General features: G+C 35.8%; 15 protein-coding genes. 9 read left to right on the forward strand and 6 right to left on the reverse strand.

What is annotated here, in order from left to right; genetic code table 11:
* Window positions 1-144 precede the first annotated feature (144 nt).
* The gene (locus R2Q84_RS25230; protein WP_410478407.1) at window positions 145-336 is read right to left on the reverse strand and encodes an HNH endonuclease domain-containing protein; all 192 of its coding nucleotides are present in this window, start codon (window positions 334-336) and stop codon (window positions 145-147) included.
* 651 nt (window positions 337-987) lie between these two features.
* Between R2Q84_RS25230 and R2Q84_RS00005 the strand changes: the two genes are divergently transcribed.
* Genes R2Q84_RS00005 through R2Q84_RS00025 form a run of 5 tightly spaced genes read left to right on the forward strand, consistent with a single transcriptional unit; the run spans window position 988 to window position 5195 of the window.
* Window positions 988-1314, forward strand: coding sequence for a helix-turn-helix transcriptional regulator (locus R2Q84_RS00005; protein WP_316814455.1), 327 nt, complete (start codon window positions 988-990; stop codon window positions 1312-1314).
* Window positions 1315-1319: 5 nt separating this feature from the next.
* Entirely contained in the window at window positions 1320-2606 is a 1287-nt protein-coding gene (locus R2Q84_RS00010; RefSeq protein WP_316814456.1) for a DNA (cytosine-5-)-methyltransferase, read from the forward strand.
* A 1-nt stretch (window position 2607) separates the two neighbouring features.
* Window positions 2608-3930 carry a hypothetical protein gene (locus R2Q84_RS00015; protein ID WP_316814457.1) on the forward strand — a complete coding sequence of 441 codons (1323 nt, stop codon included), beginning with the start codon at window positions 2608-2610 and terminating at the stop codon, window positions 3928-3930.
* A complete protein-coding gene (locus R2Q84_RS00020) occupies window positions 3923-4495 on the forward strand; it encodes a hypothetical protein (protein ID WP_316814458.1) in 573 nt (190 codons plus the stop codon). The genes R2Q84_RS00015 and R2Q84_RS00020 overlap by 8 nt, the downstream gene beginning before the upstream one ends.
* 19 nt (window positions 4496-4514) lie before the next feature.
* Entirely contained in the window at window positions 4515-5195 is a 681-nt protein-coding gene (locus R2Q84_RS00025; protein ID WP_316814459.1) for an FRG domain-containing protein, read from the forward strand.
* A 511-nt stretch (window positions 5196-5706) separates the two neighbouring features.
* Here the strand turns inward: R2Q84_RS00025 and R2Q84_RS25235 are convergent.
* Together R2Q84_RS25235 and R2Q84_RS00030 are read right to left on the reverse strand one after the other, a co-directional pair.
* A complete protein-coding gene (locus R2Q84_RS25235; protein ID WP_410478396.1) occupies window positions 5707-5952 on the reverse strand; it encodes a helix-turn-helix domain-containing protein in 246 nt (81 codons plus the stop codon).
* Window positions 5953-5997: 45 nt separating this feature from the next.
* The gene (locus tag R2Q84_RS00030) at window positions 5998-6249 is read right to left on the reverse strand and encodes a helix-turn-helix transcriptional regulator (RefSeq protein WP_316814460.1); all 252 of its coding nucleotides are present in this window, start codon (window positions 6247-6249) and stop codon (window positions 5998-6000) included.
* A 540-nt stretch (window positions 6250-6789) separates the two neighbouring features.
* Between R2Q84_RS00030 and R2Q84_RS00035 the strand changes: the two genes are divergently transcribed.
* From R2Q84_RS00035 to R2Q84_RS00050, 4 genes are all read left to right on the forward strand, one after another.
* Window positions 6790-7026 (forward strand): helix-turn-helix transcriptional regulator, encoded by a 237-nt coding sequence (locus R2Q84_RS00035; protein WP_316814461.1) that lies wholly within the window; start codon window positions 6790-6792, stop codon window positions 7024-7026.
* 139 nt (window positions 7027-7165) lie between these two features.
* Complete coding sequence (locus tag R2Q84_RS00040) at window positions 7166-10171, forward strand: SusC/RagA family TonB-linked outer membrane protein (RefSeq protein WP_316814462.1); 3006 nt, start codon at window positions 7166-7168, stop codon at window positions 10169-10171.
* A gap of 10 nt (window positions 10172-10181) precedes the next feature.
* Complete coding sequence (locus R2Q84_RS00045) at window positions 10182-11579, forward strand: RagB/SusD family nutrient uptake outer membrane protein (protein ID WP_316814463.1); 1398 nt, start codon at window positions 10182-10184, stop codon at window positions 11577-11579.
* Between the two features lie 5 nt (window positions 11580-11584).
* Window positions 11585-12898, forward strand: a complete 1314-nt coding sequence (locus R2Q84_RS00050) for a redoxin domain-containing protein (RefSeq protein ID WP_316814464.1) — start codon at window positions 11585-11587, stop codon at window positions 12896-12898.
* A gap of 57 nt (window positions 12899-12955) precedes the next feature.
* Here R2Q84_RS00050 and R2Q84_RS00055 read toward each other — a convergent pair whose 3' ends face one another.
* From R2Q84_RS00055 to R2Q84_RS00065, 3 genes are all read right to left on the reverse strand, one after another.
* Window positions 12956-13189, reverse strand: coding sequence for a hypothetical protein (locus R2Q84_RS00055; protein ID WP_316814465.1), 234 nt, complete (start codon window positions 13187-13189; stop codon window positions 12956-12958).
* A 48-nt stretch (window positions 13190-13237) separates the two neighbouring features.
* On the reverse strand, window positions 13238-13699 hold the full coding sequence (locus tag R2Q84_RS00060; protein WP_316814466.1) for a MauE/DoxX family redox-associated membrane protein: 462 nt from the start codon (window positions 13697-13699) through the stop codon (window positions 13238-13240).
* A 110-nt stretch (window positions 13700-13809) separates the two neighbouring features.
* Window positions 13810-14412 (reverse strand): hypothetical protein, encoded by a 603-nt coding sequence (locus R2Q84_RS00065; RefSeq protein WP_316814467.1) that lies wholly within the window; start codon window positions 14410-14412, stop codon window positions 13810-13812.
* Window positions 14413-14535: the final 123 nt, after the last annotated feature.

The following is a 14535-nucleotide window of genomic DNA, read 5'->3' on the forward strand; positions in this document are numbered from 1 at the left end:
CTATATAACGGAATATCCAGAAAAACAATGTGATTCTCAATTTTACAGATATTAGCATAATGAGTATGATGTATTTTGTGATGATGTTTTCATTTGCGTATTATGGTTTGAGGAGGTTATTATTAGAGTTGTTTAGCGTGCTGATCACAAGATACTGAGGCAGGAGAACTTGTCACACTTACTGCTATTAAAACTTTTATCAGCAAGTATTAGCTTCCAGAGCGGATCATGAGATACAAAAGCGTAAGGGATAAAATGTTCTACCACATAATCACCTATACTAAACTGTTTATTTGTGTAGATGCAATCAACAGGCCCATTGCATTGGATTACAATATCCCAAAAGTCTTTGTACTATTTCTTAATGGAGCCTTAACAAGCTTGTTCGGGATATCAGGAACATTCGGATTACTCTTTTGAAGGTATAAAATGCATTGGTTATCATTCTTGCGAATAGATCCTGTTTTTTATATAATGCTCGCCGAGCTCAACTGCTTCAATAAGTGAAATAAACCAATAAAACTTGTAAGTTGCAGAGGTAATGTTAAAGCAAGAAGCCAAAAGATTTATAGGTAATGACGAATTGGATGGAAGCGGATTCATGAGTTTTCAAACTATAGTATAAAAATACTATAATTTGGACAATCCTTTTGAATTTAGAGTTTACCAAGTTATTTGAATTGTTTAACTCAGTACGAAAATGACTTTTGAAAATTGGTGAATCACAGATTTTTTGGAATCTTTAGGAATTCGCGAACACGTATGCGAAATTTTAGAAGACCGTGATTTTGGCGTTTACTAAAAGGGATGAACAGTATCGCATTTCCAATTAATGATTTTATATTTTACCCCAGCATCCTTTAACTAAATTATATATCTGATTTTGAGTGCTTAATTTTTTTTTAATATTTAATGCTAAAAAATTTGGCATTTCTTTTGTTTTTTTTATATTTTTGACAAAATTGTCAAGGCTAAAAAATCAAGAAAATGAAAGAAACATTTGGAGAATACATCCATAAGCTTCGGATGGAACATAATCTTACATTAACTAAGCTTGCTGCAGCTCTCGATATAGATCAGTCAACACTGTCAAAGATTGAAAACAATAAAAGATCGGTACCAGAAGATATTCTTCCAAAACTAGCAAGAATATTTAAACTCGATAAAAAATCTCTTGATAAGGAGTATTTAAGTGAAAAGATCGCATTTATCATCTATAACAAATCTAACTGCTCTGAGCTCTTTCAATTAGCAGAAGAAAAAGTAAAATATATTCGTCAAAAGTCTATTACTCAAGCTAAATTAAAACTATAATTATTATGTATAACACCTTCGAAAATGATATATTAGAAATACCAATGAATGAAGAATCGTTGCATGTGTCTCTTTATAGTAAAAAATATAAATCCGATCATTCAAAAAAAATATTTAAAGTTGTTTCTCTTTTTAGTGGCTGTGGTGGCTTAGATTTAGGGTTCTCTGGTGGTTTTAACTTTAAGAATCGTCATTTTGAGAAGAATCGATTTAATGTAAAGTTCGCTAATGATATTGATCCAGCGGCAGAATTGGTTTATAATGCTAACACTATTTTTTTTGGAGATCATCAGCTCATTAAAGATGATGTGAAAAATATTTCCAACTCCGATATCCCAGACTTTGATTTTCTAATAGCTGGGTTTCCATGTCAACCTTTTTCTAATGCAGGCTTAAGAAAAGGAATCAATGATGAAAGAGGTAATCTATTCGAAGAATGTGAGAATTTATTAAAACATGCACTCACACGAGAGAACCCACCAATTGGTTTTATTTTTGAAAATGTCAAGGGTATAATGTCATCAAAAATGGAAGATGGTACAAGTATTCCAGACGAAATAGTAAGACGTACGGAAAAACTTGGCTTCAAAACAAATTATAAGCTTCTTAAAACATGTGATTATGGTGTTCCCTCAAATAGGCAGAGGCTGATTATTGTAGGGATTAGAGAAGACTTAGGTTATTTCGATTATAATCTTCTTAATGATGTCGTAAAACTATATGATCTGCCAAATGAAAAAGAAAAACCTTATGAATTATATCTAGGCTCAATTCTTTGTGATATTCCAGAGGATGCTCCCCAAAAGAATGACTATTGGAAGTATTCTCCTGGGGGTCAATATATGGTTGATAAAATAGCACCGTGTTTGGATGGCAAAGAAGCATTGATTAAGTTTAAGAAGAATGTTCCTTTGCAAGATATATCAAATACAATTAGCAAAGGTAAATCTTGGAAGAGTATGGATCCCGCTGATATGTCAGAAAGATTTCTTAAAATATGGAATAATCCTAAAAAATACCATGCACCTAATTTTTATAGAAGATTTGCTCTCGGTGAAATTAATGGGACGATTACTGCTTCTGCACAACCAGAGAATTGTGGTATAACTCATCCTTTTGAAGACAGGAGATTTACAATTAGAGAAATTGCAAGGATCCAGTCATTTCCAGATGATTTCGTATTTCCTTTCAAAACTATTGCTCATGCCTACAAAGTTATCGGTAATGCCGTTCCACCCGTTTTTGGATGGGTTATTGCAAAAGCTCTAAGCAAACACATAGAAAATGCTTAGTATGAATCATATCAAAGCTTATTTACTTGGTCTACTAGTTGGCGGAGGGAAAATTGATGTTAGTACGTTTGTTATCGACTTGCCTTTTAAAAAGTGGGGGATGGATCCGAAGAGAATGAATATCATTGCAGCCGATATCTTGATTAAAATTTGCAGTAATTTCAATTCTACTTATAGTTTCAATGTTACTTATGAAATTGGCAATAACAAATGGTTAATTAAGCCAATTAATGGCGCAGATATCAGTCCTCTAATTGATGATTTAGTTGAATATAATTTACCAACTGGCGGTTTTCTTTTGAACTCTGTCGACTTAACAAAGATTAAAACTCAATTAACAGGCGTTAACGTTGAAAGTTTTTTGTCAGGAATTTTCGATACGCGGGCGAGCTTAACTTTATCACATCGAAGATTTAACGATGATGCGCCAGTTGTATCGGTAGAGATACCGGGGAGCACAAAGAACTTTAAATTTGTTGTTCAGTTATGTGCTTGGTTAACTGATTTGGGCTCTATAACTGATCAAATACTATACAATCATCCGAATCAACATTCTGGATCAGATCCTAATTATACAGGTTGGAAAAAAGGATTTAAGATTCGTTTTCTAATAAAATCTTTTTTGACTCAGCATTCGTTTGCTTTGCAGGCAAAATCGACTGACATTAATCAGATAAAAAAGAAGCAAGTTAAAGAAGAACAATTACCTTGTTATTTAAGGAAGTTGGGGGCCGTTAACCCGATTAGTATTCATAGTCAGCAGGGTTCTGCAGAACTTCCCCCTGAAGTCAGAAATAAGATATTTTTCCACTATCATCATTTCTGCGCGGTGTTGAATTGCCCTCATGCTCCATATTCTGAAATACAAAAATTGGTTAACAATAAAGAGAAATTAATAAATTTCTTCCCGCGACTTTCTAAAGGAGATTCCGATGAATTAGAGCAAGTTTTTTTAAATATGCTTAATTCTTCTTTTCCAAATAAGGAGATTTCATCTTCAAAATATAAAATAGGAACACTAATTGATTCGGAAGCTTTTATTTCGTTTTCAGGAATTGATCAAGGTCTAGCATATCTATTTTCCACTGAGTTAAATGGAAAACGTCATAAAGGTTCGATGGTTCTAATCATACAGGGGAACTTAGAGCAGATTGTTGATGTTATGAGTATAGATAAAGACCTTGATAGCCCCATTTTTGTGTCGAATCCAGTTAATGGAAGAGCGTTTATCTGTTCATCAGTTATTAACAGCTTGAATCAATCCTTGATTAAGAAAAGAGTTAACACATCGGGATTAACTGTTAAATTATTAGAAAATGAATGAGGTAAGTTTTTACGAGGAATTTTCCGAAAAATTTAGTAAATACCTTTCAACTTATCTGGATAAGAGATATAAGATATATTATGCTTGCAATAATACTTTAGATAATCTGATCGATCGTTTAGAGGCAAATAGTGAAATAAAGATTAAACCTGATAACGTTTATGTACCCAAACTCAAACTTGATATAGTATTTGCGATTTGTCAAGAACACAAGCCGGCAAGATTAATTTTGATCGAAGCCAAATTTCTACATCAACTAAGTTTAAAGGACTATTCACAATTAGTTGGATATCTACAAGTAGCTAAAAGTATCAACTTAGGTTTGCTTTTACTTATTCAAAAAGGTGGATCTATAAATAAGCTATCTAATGATTTTCAAGAAATTGTGAGACTTAAAAAATTGCCAATGAAGTGGTTTGTGGAGTTGGAACATTTTAGTGAGAAACATAATTTTAATACTGGTATAATTAGTTATGTTCCAAACAGTGGGATAGAATGGCTGGATACTACTGAAATTAAAGGAGTGTCCTCATTCGAAGAATTGGCTAGCCTATTATCTTTATAGATTTATATTTCGAATATATATGGAAATAAGTTCAATTGACAGCTTTTACGATTTCTTAAAATTATACACAGAAAACACGGGTAACCTAATATTTCGTGGCGTTCGTAACTCTGAACACAAACTGATTCCTTCTGTTGGAAGAATTAAAAGAAAGGATGGAAATAGATTAAAAGTGGAGGATGAGAAGTTTCTTCTAAATATTTTTAGAAATAAAGGCTATCCTTTTATTAAAGATTATAAGGATGATAATTTGGAGCTTTTAGCTATTGGTCAACATCATGGTTTACCAACTAGATTATTGGATTGGACAAAGAACCCATTAATTGCAATATATTTTGCGGTTGAAGAAAGTTTCGAAGATATTGATGTAACTGAATTTTCTAGGATCTACATTCATAAAGCACTGTCAAAGGTGAGACTCAATAGTGTTTTTGATCCATTTGAAATCAACACTGTTGAGCGGTTTGTTCCTAAACACTGGGATAATAGAATCATAGCACAAGGAGGTTTGTTTACGGTGCACAATAAACCATATGAACCATGGGAGCCGGAGGAACTAGATAGTGTCCTTATTCATAAAGATATTCGTAAGGCAATTAAAACAACGCTTAATAGATTTGGAATAAACGCAGGAACTGTTTATCCAGACCTGGATGGATTAACAAAACATATCAAGTGGTTAAGATCAAATATTCATTAATGAAACTTACTGTTGTTCTGTATTTTGAGTTATTTTAACAAACGTATTCCCGTATTTCTATAATTTCCATTTACAGCTTTTTTTTCAATCAATAGAGTAAATGGTATTCGTTCGTGAAAAATCGGAATATTCCTTTTTTAAAAATGGGTATATCACCCTTATTGTTAAACAATCGTTATACGTACATCCATTTTTGTATCACTTCTTTTATACCTTACAAAAAATAGGAGCAAAAAACAGGAATCTAAAATAGGTATTTCCTAAAAATTGATTTTCGTTTAAAATAACAAATTCTACATGTAATATCTTCATAAAGCGCAGAATTATTTAATGCTAGAAATTGTTTTAATTTATGAGAAGGCAATTCAACCATCTAATAGTTGACTAAAAGCCAGATTTTTGTGTGTAATTATACTTTTTTTTTGGATAAAGATATCTATTGAAATGTCTAGAAAATCATTTCTAAGTTTTGAATCCTCTATTTTAGAAAAAAAATCTATTGCCACCGAATTCAGGATTTAAAAAAATTAAGAAAAAACAAAAAGCTCTTCGATACTCCCCCCCCCGAACCGCTTGATAATTGTAATAAACTATATGCCATCGGATTTGATCCTTCAATTTCATATCTGTTAATTACTTGCTTATCTTTAAAACCCATTTTAGTAGCAAGTTCCTGTTGAGTTAGATTAGCCCTTATTCTAAGCGTTTTAATACGATAGCCCAATTTGATTTTAAATTCAGTAGTACTAATATTCATCAGGCAAGCTCACTATCTACATATAGATTTTAATAAAATACACAATTATTTCAGATCCTTACTAAAATCTATTCCAAAATCAATATCAAATAGTTCCTTTGGGTGGATTTTAAGAGCTTGAGCTAATTTAATTATAGTTGTAAGCTGTGGATCTCTTTGGCCAGATTCATATTTAAATATATTACTACTATCTAATTCTGATTGAGCATCAGTCTTTTTCAGTGATAGCTTCTTTTCTTCTCTAATAGCCTTTAGTCTAGCACCAAATAGTTGTTTAATACTTTCTTTGTCATCCATTTCCATCTTACTTATAGTAAAAAATCCTTTGCAAGAAAGATGAGATGATTTAAAGAAAATAAAATGGTCTAATTAGACCATAATTGAAAATAAATTTTTATCTTAGTATTATGAATTAACTAAAATTATTAATGTAATGCTATTTTTGTAATTCTTCTAAAAATATTGGAAGCATTACACTAGAGTCTTGATCTGGAAAACTGGTAATTTACAAGACCCAAGACAACGGTGAAGATGCTCACGCTAAATGGCGTGGGCTCTTTTTGTCGTGGTCAAGGTATACCAGTACCTCCAGAACGATGAATTGAGCTTCACGCCATTTTGCGTATCTTCTTTCTTAGACTCATATTAAATTGTAACTAACCAAATTTATATGAAACTGACCAAGCCATTTACTAACAAGATCTTTGTCCTCATTATCCGACCACCGGAATAAGGTTGTAATCTTGCCAATGGTAAGTTATTGATTACTGATCTATAACACACCTTATTAAACAGGCCATTTACATCCTACTAGCTTACTCAATACTGAATTAACTGATGAAGATCTCTCTGTTACGTACCATCAACCTTACGCCTGCACAAAAAATCGTTGAATTAAGACTTAAACACGATATATCAATATTAGAATTAGCTGCAAAGCTGAGGCTCACAGTTTCCACATATAAAGAATTGGAAAATGGGAATAGTTATCCTACAGAACGAATGATCCGGAAAATCGCTAAGCAATACGGCTTAACTTATGATGAATTTTTAGCAGTAGGAGAAAATAAATAGCTAACCAAACAGAGATCGAACAAAAATATCCACATGGCTTTTCTCACGGCCGTAATAGCAGTTGTGGGTGGTGTAAGCGCTTACACCATCACGCTGCTTAATCTAAACAACCTATCAGCTAACTAAACAACATACAACTATGTTTAAAACGATTCAAACCATCGTAATGGCCGCGCTTTGCCTAAATTTAACGGCCGCAGGGCAATTGCCATCCAAATTACCACTAAAAAATCAGGCCATATTGGGTAAGGTCATTTCTGCCTCAACTGGCGAAGCCTTACCTGGAGCATTGATTAAAACAAGTGCCAACAACCAAACTGTACTAAGTAATGATCGGGGAGAGTTTATGGTGAATCTTGCAAATGGCAGTTACAGCTTGTCTGTTTCTTATTTAAGCTACAAATCCAAAACCATCGATATTCAGGTTCCCTTAACAGATACTTTGATTATTAAATTGGAGGCAGATAATACCAATCTTAACGAGGTAGAGATCAATGCCGGATATTACACAGTAAAAGATAAAGAGCGTACCGGGTCAATCTCAAGAATAACTTCGGAAACGATAGCTAAGCAGCCCGTAACAAATTTACTACAAGCGCTACAAGGCACCATGTCTGGAATCCAGATTCAGCAAACATCTGGAGTTGCTGGTGCTAATATCAATGTCCAGATTCGGGGTAAAAGTAGTATTGATGCTGGTAATAATCCCTTCTATATTATAGATGGTGTTCCTTTCTCATCTCAATCACTCTCTTCCATTCAAACTTCCGATGCTTTGTTTGGATCAGCAGGTTCAAGTCCCTTTAATACTTTAAATCCTGCTGATATTGAAAGCATAGAAGTATTGAAAGATGCCGATGCAACAGCAATCTATGGCAGTCGTGGGGCAAATGGTGTTGTGTTGATCACAACCAAAAAGGGAAAGGCAGGAGCAACCCAGATTAGCGCCAATGTCAATACAGGCATAAGCAACGTGGGCAAGAAAGTAAAGCTGTTAAATACCGAAACCTATCAGGCAATGAGGAATGAAGCCTTTGCTAATGATAACCAGTCGCCAACCGCTACAGATTATGATGTGAACGGCACATGGGACAAGAATAGATATACAGATTGGCAAAAGGAATTAATTGGGGGTAATGCGCGCTATAACAATGCTCAACTTTCACTTACAGGTGGCAATAGCAATACTCAGTTTTTGTTAAGCGGTAATTATCTCCGTCAAACAACTGTTTTTCCGGGTGATTTCTACTACAAACGCTACGCTACACATTTCTCTGCCAACCATACCGGCAAAGATGGAAAGCTAAAAGCAAGTATTACATCAACCTATTCAACAGACGAAAACATGATTTTTTCGGATGATTTAACTTCATTAGCAATTATGCTCCCTCCAAATGCCCCCATGCTTTACAACACGGATGGAAGTCTGAATTGGGAGAATTCCACCTGGATAAATCCACTGCAAGCTCGGGAAAGAAATTTTAAAGCCCAAGGTAGCCTGTTAACAACCAATATGAACATCAGTTACGAACCGGTAAAAGGGTTGTTCCTGAAAACAAGCTTTGGCTTTAACGATAACCGATTAAATGACAGGAATATTACCCCCTCAAGCTACTACGATCCTGCAGAGCATAGAACATCCGCATCTACGGTGTCTAAATTCAACGTAACAAGTATGAAATCATGGATAGCAGAGCCACAAATTAATTGGACAAAAGCTATTGGCGCTGGTACATTTAATTTGATTGTTGGCGCCACTTTTCAAACGCAGAGCCGTGAGCAGCAAACCTTAACGGGAACAGGCTTTCCGGCCGATCATCTGGCTGACGATTTAAACTCCGCAGGCAAGCTAACTTTAACTGGGTTAAACAATTCCACATACAAGTACAGTGCTATCTTTAGCAGGCTTAATTACAACTTCAAAGAGAAGTATATTTTTAATCTAACCGGAAGGAGAGATGGCTCTAGCAGGTTTGGTCCCGGCAGGCAGTTTGCAAACTTTGGAGCACTTGGTGCAGCATGGCTATTTCAGGAGGAATCTTTATTTAAGTCGCTAACTTTTATAAGCTTTGGCAAGCTAAGATTAAGTTACGGATTAAGTGGGAACGACCAGATTGGCGATTATGAATATCTGGATACTTACAGATCTACCATTGGTTATGCTAATGTAAAAGGTTTAAGTCCGAATCGTTTGTTTAATCCCGACTTTGCATGGGAAAAGAATAGAAAATTCGAGATAGGACTTGATTTGGGCTTCTTCGCCAATAGAGTATATCTGACAGCAGGTTATTATCAGAACAAATCATCTAATCAGCTTTTAAAATATCCCCTGGCTTTAACAACGGGGTTTGCTAGTGTAAGAAACAACTTAAATGCAACTGTACTGAATAAAGGCTTTGAACTGGAATTAAGAACAACAAACCTAAGGAATAACGTATTTAACTGGTCATCTTCATTTAACATCACCATTCCCAAAAACAAACTGGTTTCTTTTCCAGGTTTGGCGGGATCAAGCTATGCCAGCAAATACGTTGTTGGGCGACCGTTAAACATTCGCAAACTATACAGCAGCAAGGGGATAAATAAAGAAACCGGGGTATGGGAGTTTCAAGATGTGAATGGTGACCAGTTGATCACAAGAAGTGCTGATCAAAAAGTATTTGAGGTAATGGGCCAACGGTTTTATGGTGGCCTTACCAACGAAGTTAACTATAAGAGTTTCCAATTCAGTTTTCTCTTGCAATTTGTGAAGCAGAAAAGTCTGGACTTTATTTCTTACTGGAATACAACATTCGGAAAAATGTATAATATGCCACAAAGCGCTTACGATGGGCGCTGGATAAACAATGATAGCAACGCCGAAGTACAAAGACTTACAACAGGCGCAAATGCAAAGGTTGCAAGTGCATACAACACCTTTATCGATAGTGATAGATCAATTACAGATGCTTCTTTTATAAGACTTAAGAACATCCAGTTAGCATACAGCCTTAATAAATTACCTGGCAACACTTCAGCCAGATTATATCTGCAGGGACAAAACATTTATACGTTAACCAAATACATTGGACTTGACCCGGAAATTATAGGCATGGGGTTGCCGCCGCTTAGAACGGTAACGATTGGCGCTCAATTCACATTTTAAATCTTAAATCATGAAAAAGTTATCTAATATCTATAAAGTACTTTTAGCTATCTGTGTCACATCGTTAATATCATGTGAAAAGTTTATTGAAGTAGATCCACCTAAAGGTCAAACAACCAAGTCAATTTTGTTTTCAAATGAAACAACAGCAATTTCAGCCATGTCTAATATTTATTTTCTGTGCGCCGGTAATAACTTTGCTTCAGGTGGTGCCAATAGCATTACCAGGGTGGCAGGAATGTTAGCTGATGAATTTGATACTTATAGCACTGCTCAGGATTTAAAGGATATCTACCAGAATACTATTTTGCCGCAAAACGTAATCGTAAATAATATTTGGCAGGAAGCATACCATGTAATTTATCAAAGTAATGCTATAATAGAAGGGTTGAAGCAAAGTACATCCTTAACAGAAAGTTTAAAGCAGCAACTAACAGGTGAAGCATTATTTATGAGAGCTTTTTCTAACTTCTATCTGGCAAATATTTATGGTGATGTCCCGTATATCAACTCCACAGATTACCGGGCGAACACAACTGCCAAAAGGATTGCGTATAGAACCGTACTTAATTATGTTATTGATGATCTAAAACAGGCCAAAGGCTTGCTGCATGAAGATTATCCAATTGATAAAACAGAAAGAATAAGACCTAACAAATGGGCTGCATCGGCATTACTGGCAAGGGTATATCTATATCAGCAAGATTGGGTAAATGCAGAGCTCCAGGCTAATGAGGTTTTAGCCAAAGATGGCATCTACAGACTTACACCACTTGCTGATGTTTTTCTAAAAAACAGTAAAGAGGCAATCTGGCAAATCAAACCTGTAAGTAATAATACTTTAAATACACATGAGGGAGTTAGTTTCATATTGATCGGCAGGCCAATTGCGGTGTATTTAAAAGAAGGGTTTTCAGCATTATTTGAAGTGGGCGATCAGCGTAAAGCGGCATGGGTAGGGAATTTTACCAATGCCGATGGAAGTTGGGATTTTCCCTATAAGTACAAAATTAGGACTGGCGGAGTGCCATTTAACGAATACAGTATGGTACTTAGGTTAGCAGAGCAATTTTTAATCAGGGCAGAAGCCAGAGCGAAGCAAAATAACTTAAGTGGAGCTATAGATGATTTAGACGAAATCAGGCATCGTGCAGGGCTCACTAAAATTAGTGTACTCAATCCAAATATCAGTAAGGATGATTTTTTATTAGTTCTCGAAAAGGAGCGGAGGATGGAACTGTTCTCTGAGTGGGGACATAGGTGGTTTGACTTAAAACGAACGGGGCGAATTGATGCCGTGTTGAAAGAAGTGAAGCCAGCTTGGGTATCAACAGCAGCACTTTTTCCAATCCCTGCTAATGAATGCCTCATAAATGTAAATATGGTTCAAAATCCAGGGTATAACTAATTGTTATGACTAGAGCTATATATTACCTAACACTTTTTATAATCACCTTAAGTATCTTTTATTCAACCACTTTAAGTGCTCAATCTGATTTTAATATTTATCCAAAAATAGGCTCATCCTGTCCGGATTTCACTTTAACTGGATTTATGGATTCAACTACGAAAAAAGTCTCATTGGCCGATTTTAAAGGCAAATGGCTGGTACTGGATTTCTGGACAAGGAGTTGTTCTTCATGTATTTCCTCATTTCCAAAAATGAACGCACTACAAAAAGAATTCAAAGACAGAATCGAGTTTGCACTCGTAGGGAATAATGAGCAACGGTACAATAAAGGGATTGAAGATTTGTACCGCGGCATTAGCAAAAGGCAAGGTCTGGAGCTTACAGCGGTATTTGATTCCGTCTTGTTTAAACGTTTTGGTGTAACCTCAACTCCGCACCTTATTTTAATAGACCCAAGTGGTGTAGTGCGCGCAATTACTTATTCTTCGGAATTGAATTCAAATAGTTTAAAATCCTTTCTTTCAGGTGCCGCCCCTGGTCTTTCGGTAAAACTGAATGTCCTGGAGCAGAAAGCTAAAGACGAGAGAAGAGTAGATCCCTTCGTGCTTTTTCGTAGTCAGTATCGCAATAATCAGCTATCTTCAATGCTTAGTAAATGGACAAGTGATCACCCTGTTTATAATATTGATCAGATTAAAGAAGGAGATAGCATTTATCGCACAACGGCAATGTCGTTAAGAAGATTGTATAATATTGCTTTTCTCGGAAAAACAGACTGGGGCATTAACGATTCGCTATATGGTAAACAATGGCCTGTTCCAGTACTTAAACTGAAAGACACTAGTTTGTTTATCACTAGCATGATAAAGGAACAAGGACTTTATAATTATGGGTTAATGGTTCCGGAAGATAAAACAGATCTGAAGTCCATTCGAAATGCAATGCAGGAAGATCTCAAAAAGCATTTCGGATACAATGTGACGACTGAAAAACAAAACATGCCTTGCTTTTTACTAACCTTAAACGAAGGTCAGCGAAGTGTTTTAACAACTAAAGGAGGTGAGCCAGTCTACCGCTTAGATAAGTTGAATATCGATCTAATAAATACTTCTGTGAATGCAGTAGTACAACTATTATGGGATGCCAGGCTGCATGGATGGCCCATAATTGACAAAACAGGCTTGAACAGCAATATAGATTTATCATTGCATGCAGATATGGGTAATTTTAAGGATCTAGTTGTAGAGCTTGAAAAAAAAGGCTTGTATTTGACTAAAGGAACAGTTGAAATGGATGTTTTAGTAATCAAAGATTAAGGTTAATAAAAGTGGTTGTTTTAACACAACCACTTTTATTGGGCCAAATTACAGGTTTTAGTCTCTTCTCAATTCAAGACAGCTAATACCATTGTCTGGCGTGTAATAATACTGTTTGGTTCCATCTTTACAGAGGGTAATTTCGCCCGGCGTACAGGGAGGTGTTGGTGTCGATGTACCTTCACACGGTACTCCGGCAGGAAAATACTCATTTGCGAAGGTCGTTGAAGCTGCGGCTCCGCCTACAGCCAATAAGACTGCTACTGCGGAAAATAAAAGTGTTCTTTTCATCTGAATGAAAATTTAGGTTAATTGCCTACTCTGTTTCAGGTTTTCGGCTTACCCTGTTCGTTCCAGCAAACGAATGTTTTTATGTAAAAGGAGACCTGTTAAGGCAATTCCTGAGTAAACCAGGTTAAAGACCAGGTGAGCATCCCAACCCATGCTATTGAGCACGCCGCCGCAGGCGCACGGAATGTAAGGGGCATAGTTGATCACATAAATGATGTAAGCGGTAAATACAAGCATCAAAACAAAAGACAGGCAAAAGCCCAGGCGTCTTAGCCGCAGTATAATTAACAGCGCGCAAATTCCTATCTCCGTAACCGGCACCAGCCAGGCCACTATACCGGCAAAGGATTCTAATAACGGGGAATGCTCCAGCTGCGAAACAAAGTCCTGATAAGTCATCAGCTTCATTAAAGCGGCATACAAAAACAATAGAATTAGGAGAGAAGAACATAGTTCTACCAGTATCTTTTTTGTCTTTAGCTTAAGTAAAAAATTAAAACTACACTTCATAATCTGGATGTTAATGATCCAAAATTATAGCAGAAAAGAATTGAAGTATATGTAACGATGCATAGATGTAACATGCATTGCTGCATAAGATTATCAGAATAGCGCTATAACTATTTCAATTTACTAAGCTGATTAAGATATCCCCGTAAACTGAGATTGGCATGCATAGCTTGCACAACCTGGCTGCTGCTATTGATGAACAGTTTGTTTTCCGTATGCAGCTGCTTAACCCTTTCAACAGGCGGCTTGTTCATCATCAGGTTTCTGTTATGGTAATAGCGCTCATTATTAACAGATACCAGTTTGATCTGATTTTCCAATTCAGTGTATTGATCTAAAAGTGCAAGCAACTGAGCATATTTGATGTAAATAACAATACCAGCTTCAAGTATCTCCAGGTAATCAGTACGCTGTTCTCTTTTTAGCAAACAGCTGCTAAAAAGAATAAACTCTCTTTTCGACCAGATCCGTGTGCCTTTTTTAACCAGCTTGTATGGGCAGTAGTAATAACTGTGCACAATAGCATCAATAGAAAACCATACACATCCATCTTCAAAATAGCCCGGCATCTCCAGCTGCTGGTATTTAACCGCATGAACTAAATAGCTGCTCGCAATCAATTGCTCAACAAAACCTTCATTAGTATGCAATACATTACCCAAAGCTGGTATCACGTATTTGATGATTAATGCTCTTTTTTGATGACTTTGCATGATTGGTTACCGCTTAATTTATTTGCCATATGCATTAGTAAAGATCGGTTACAGCGATGAAATAAAGTGGTGTCAATTTGCGCTATACCCCCTGTGGTCAGTTTAATTGACTCGTTTTTTTTT

Origin of the sequence: Pedobacter nyackensis (genome assembly GCF_032678475.1) — a bacterium.
In the GTDB taxonomy this organism is placed as follows: Bacteria; Bacteroidota; Bacteroidia; order Sphingobacteriales; family Sphingobacteriaceae; genus Pedobacter; species Pedobacter nyackensis_A.

Bases quoted from the DNA above. Each gene is read 5' to 3' on its own strand.
- R2Q84_RS00040 (WP_316814462.1), top strand. From the start codon at position 7,166: ATGTTTAAAACGATTCAAACCATCGTAATGGCCGCGCTTTGCCTAAAT.
- R2Q84_RS00055 (WP_316814465.1), bottom strand. From the start codon at position 13,189: ATGAAAAGAACACTTTTATTTTCCGCAGTAGCAGTCTTATTGGCTGTA.
- R2Q84_RS00025 (WP_316814459.1), top strand. From the start codon at position 4,515: ATGGAAATAAGTTCAATTGACAGCTTTTACGATTTCTTAAAATTATAC.
- R2Q84_RS00050 (WP_316814464.1), top strand. From the start codon at position 11,585: ATGACTAGAGCTATATATTACCTAACACTTTTTATAATCACCTTAAGT.
- R2Q84_RS25235 (WP_410478396.1), bottom strand. From the start codon at position 5,952: ATGAATATTAGTACTACTGAATTTAAAATCAAATTGGGCTATCGTATT.
- R2Q84_RS00020 (WP_316814458.1), top strand. From the start codon at position 3,923: ATGAATGAGGTAAGTTTTTACGAGGAATTTTCCGAAAAATTTAGTAAA.
- R2Q84_RS00005 (WP_316814455.1), top strand. From the start codon at position 988: ATGAAAGAAACATTTGGAGAATACATCCATAAGCTTCGGATGGAACAT.
- R2Q84_RS00015 (WP_316814457.1), top strand. From the start codon at position 2,608: ATGAATCATATCAAAGCTTATTTACTTGGTCTACTAGTTGGCGGAGGG.
- R2Q84_RS00010 (WP_316814456.1), top strand. From the start codon at position 1,320: ATGTATAACACCTTCGAAAATGATATATTAGAAATACCAATGAATGAA.
- R2Q84_RS00030 (WP_316814460.1), bottom strand. From the start codon at position 6,249: ATGGATGACAAAGAAAGTATTAAACAACTATTTGGTGCTAGACTAAAG.
- R2Q84_RS00060 (WP_316814466.1), bottom strand. From the start codon at position 13,699: ATGAAGTGTAGTTTTAATTTTTTACTTAAGCTAAAGACAAAAAAGATA.
- R2Q84_RS00035 (WP_316814461.1), top strand. From the start codon at position 6,790: ATGAAGATCTCTCTGTTACGTACCATCAACCTTACGCCTGCACAAAAA.
- R2Q84_RS00045 (WP_316814463.1), top strand. From the start codon at position 10,182: ATGAAAAAGTTATCTAATATCTATAAAGTACTTTTAGCTATCTGTGTC.
- R2Q84_RS00065 (WP_316814467.1), bottom strand. From the start codon at position 14,412: ATGCAAAGTCATCAAAAAAGAGCATTAATCATCAAATACGTGATACCA.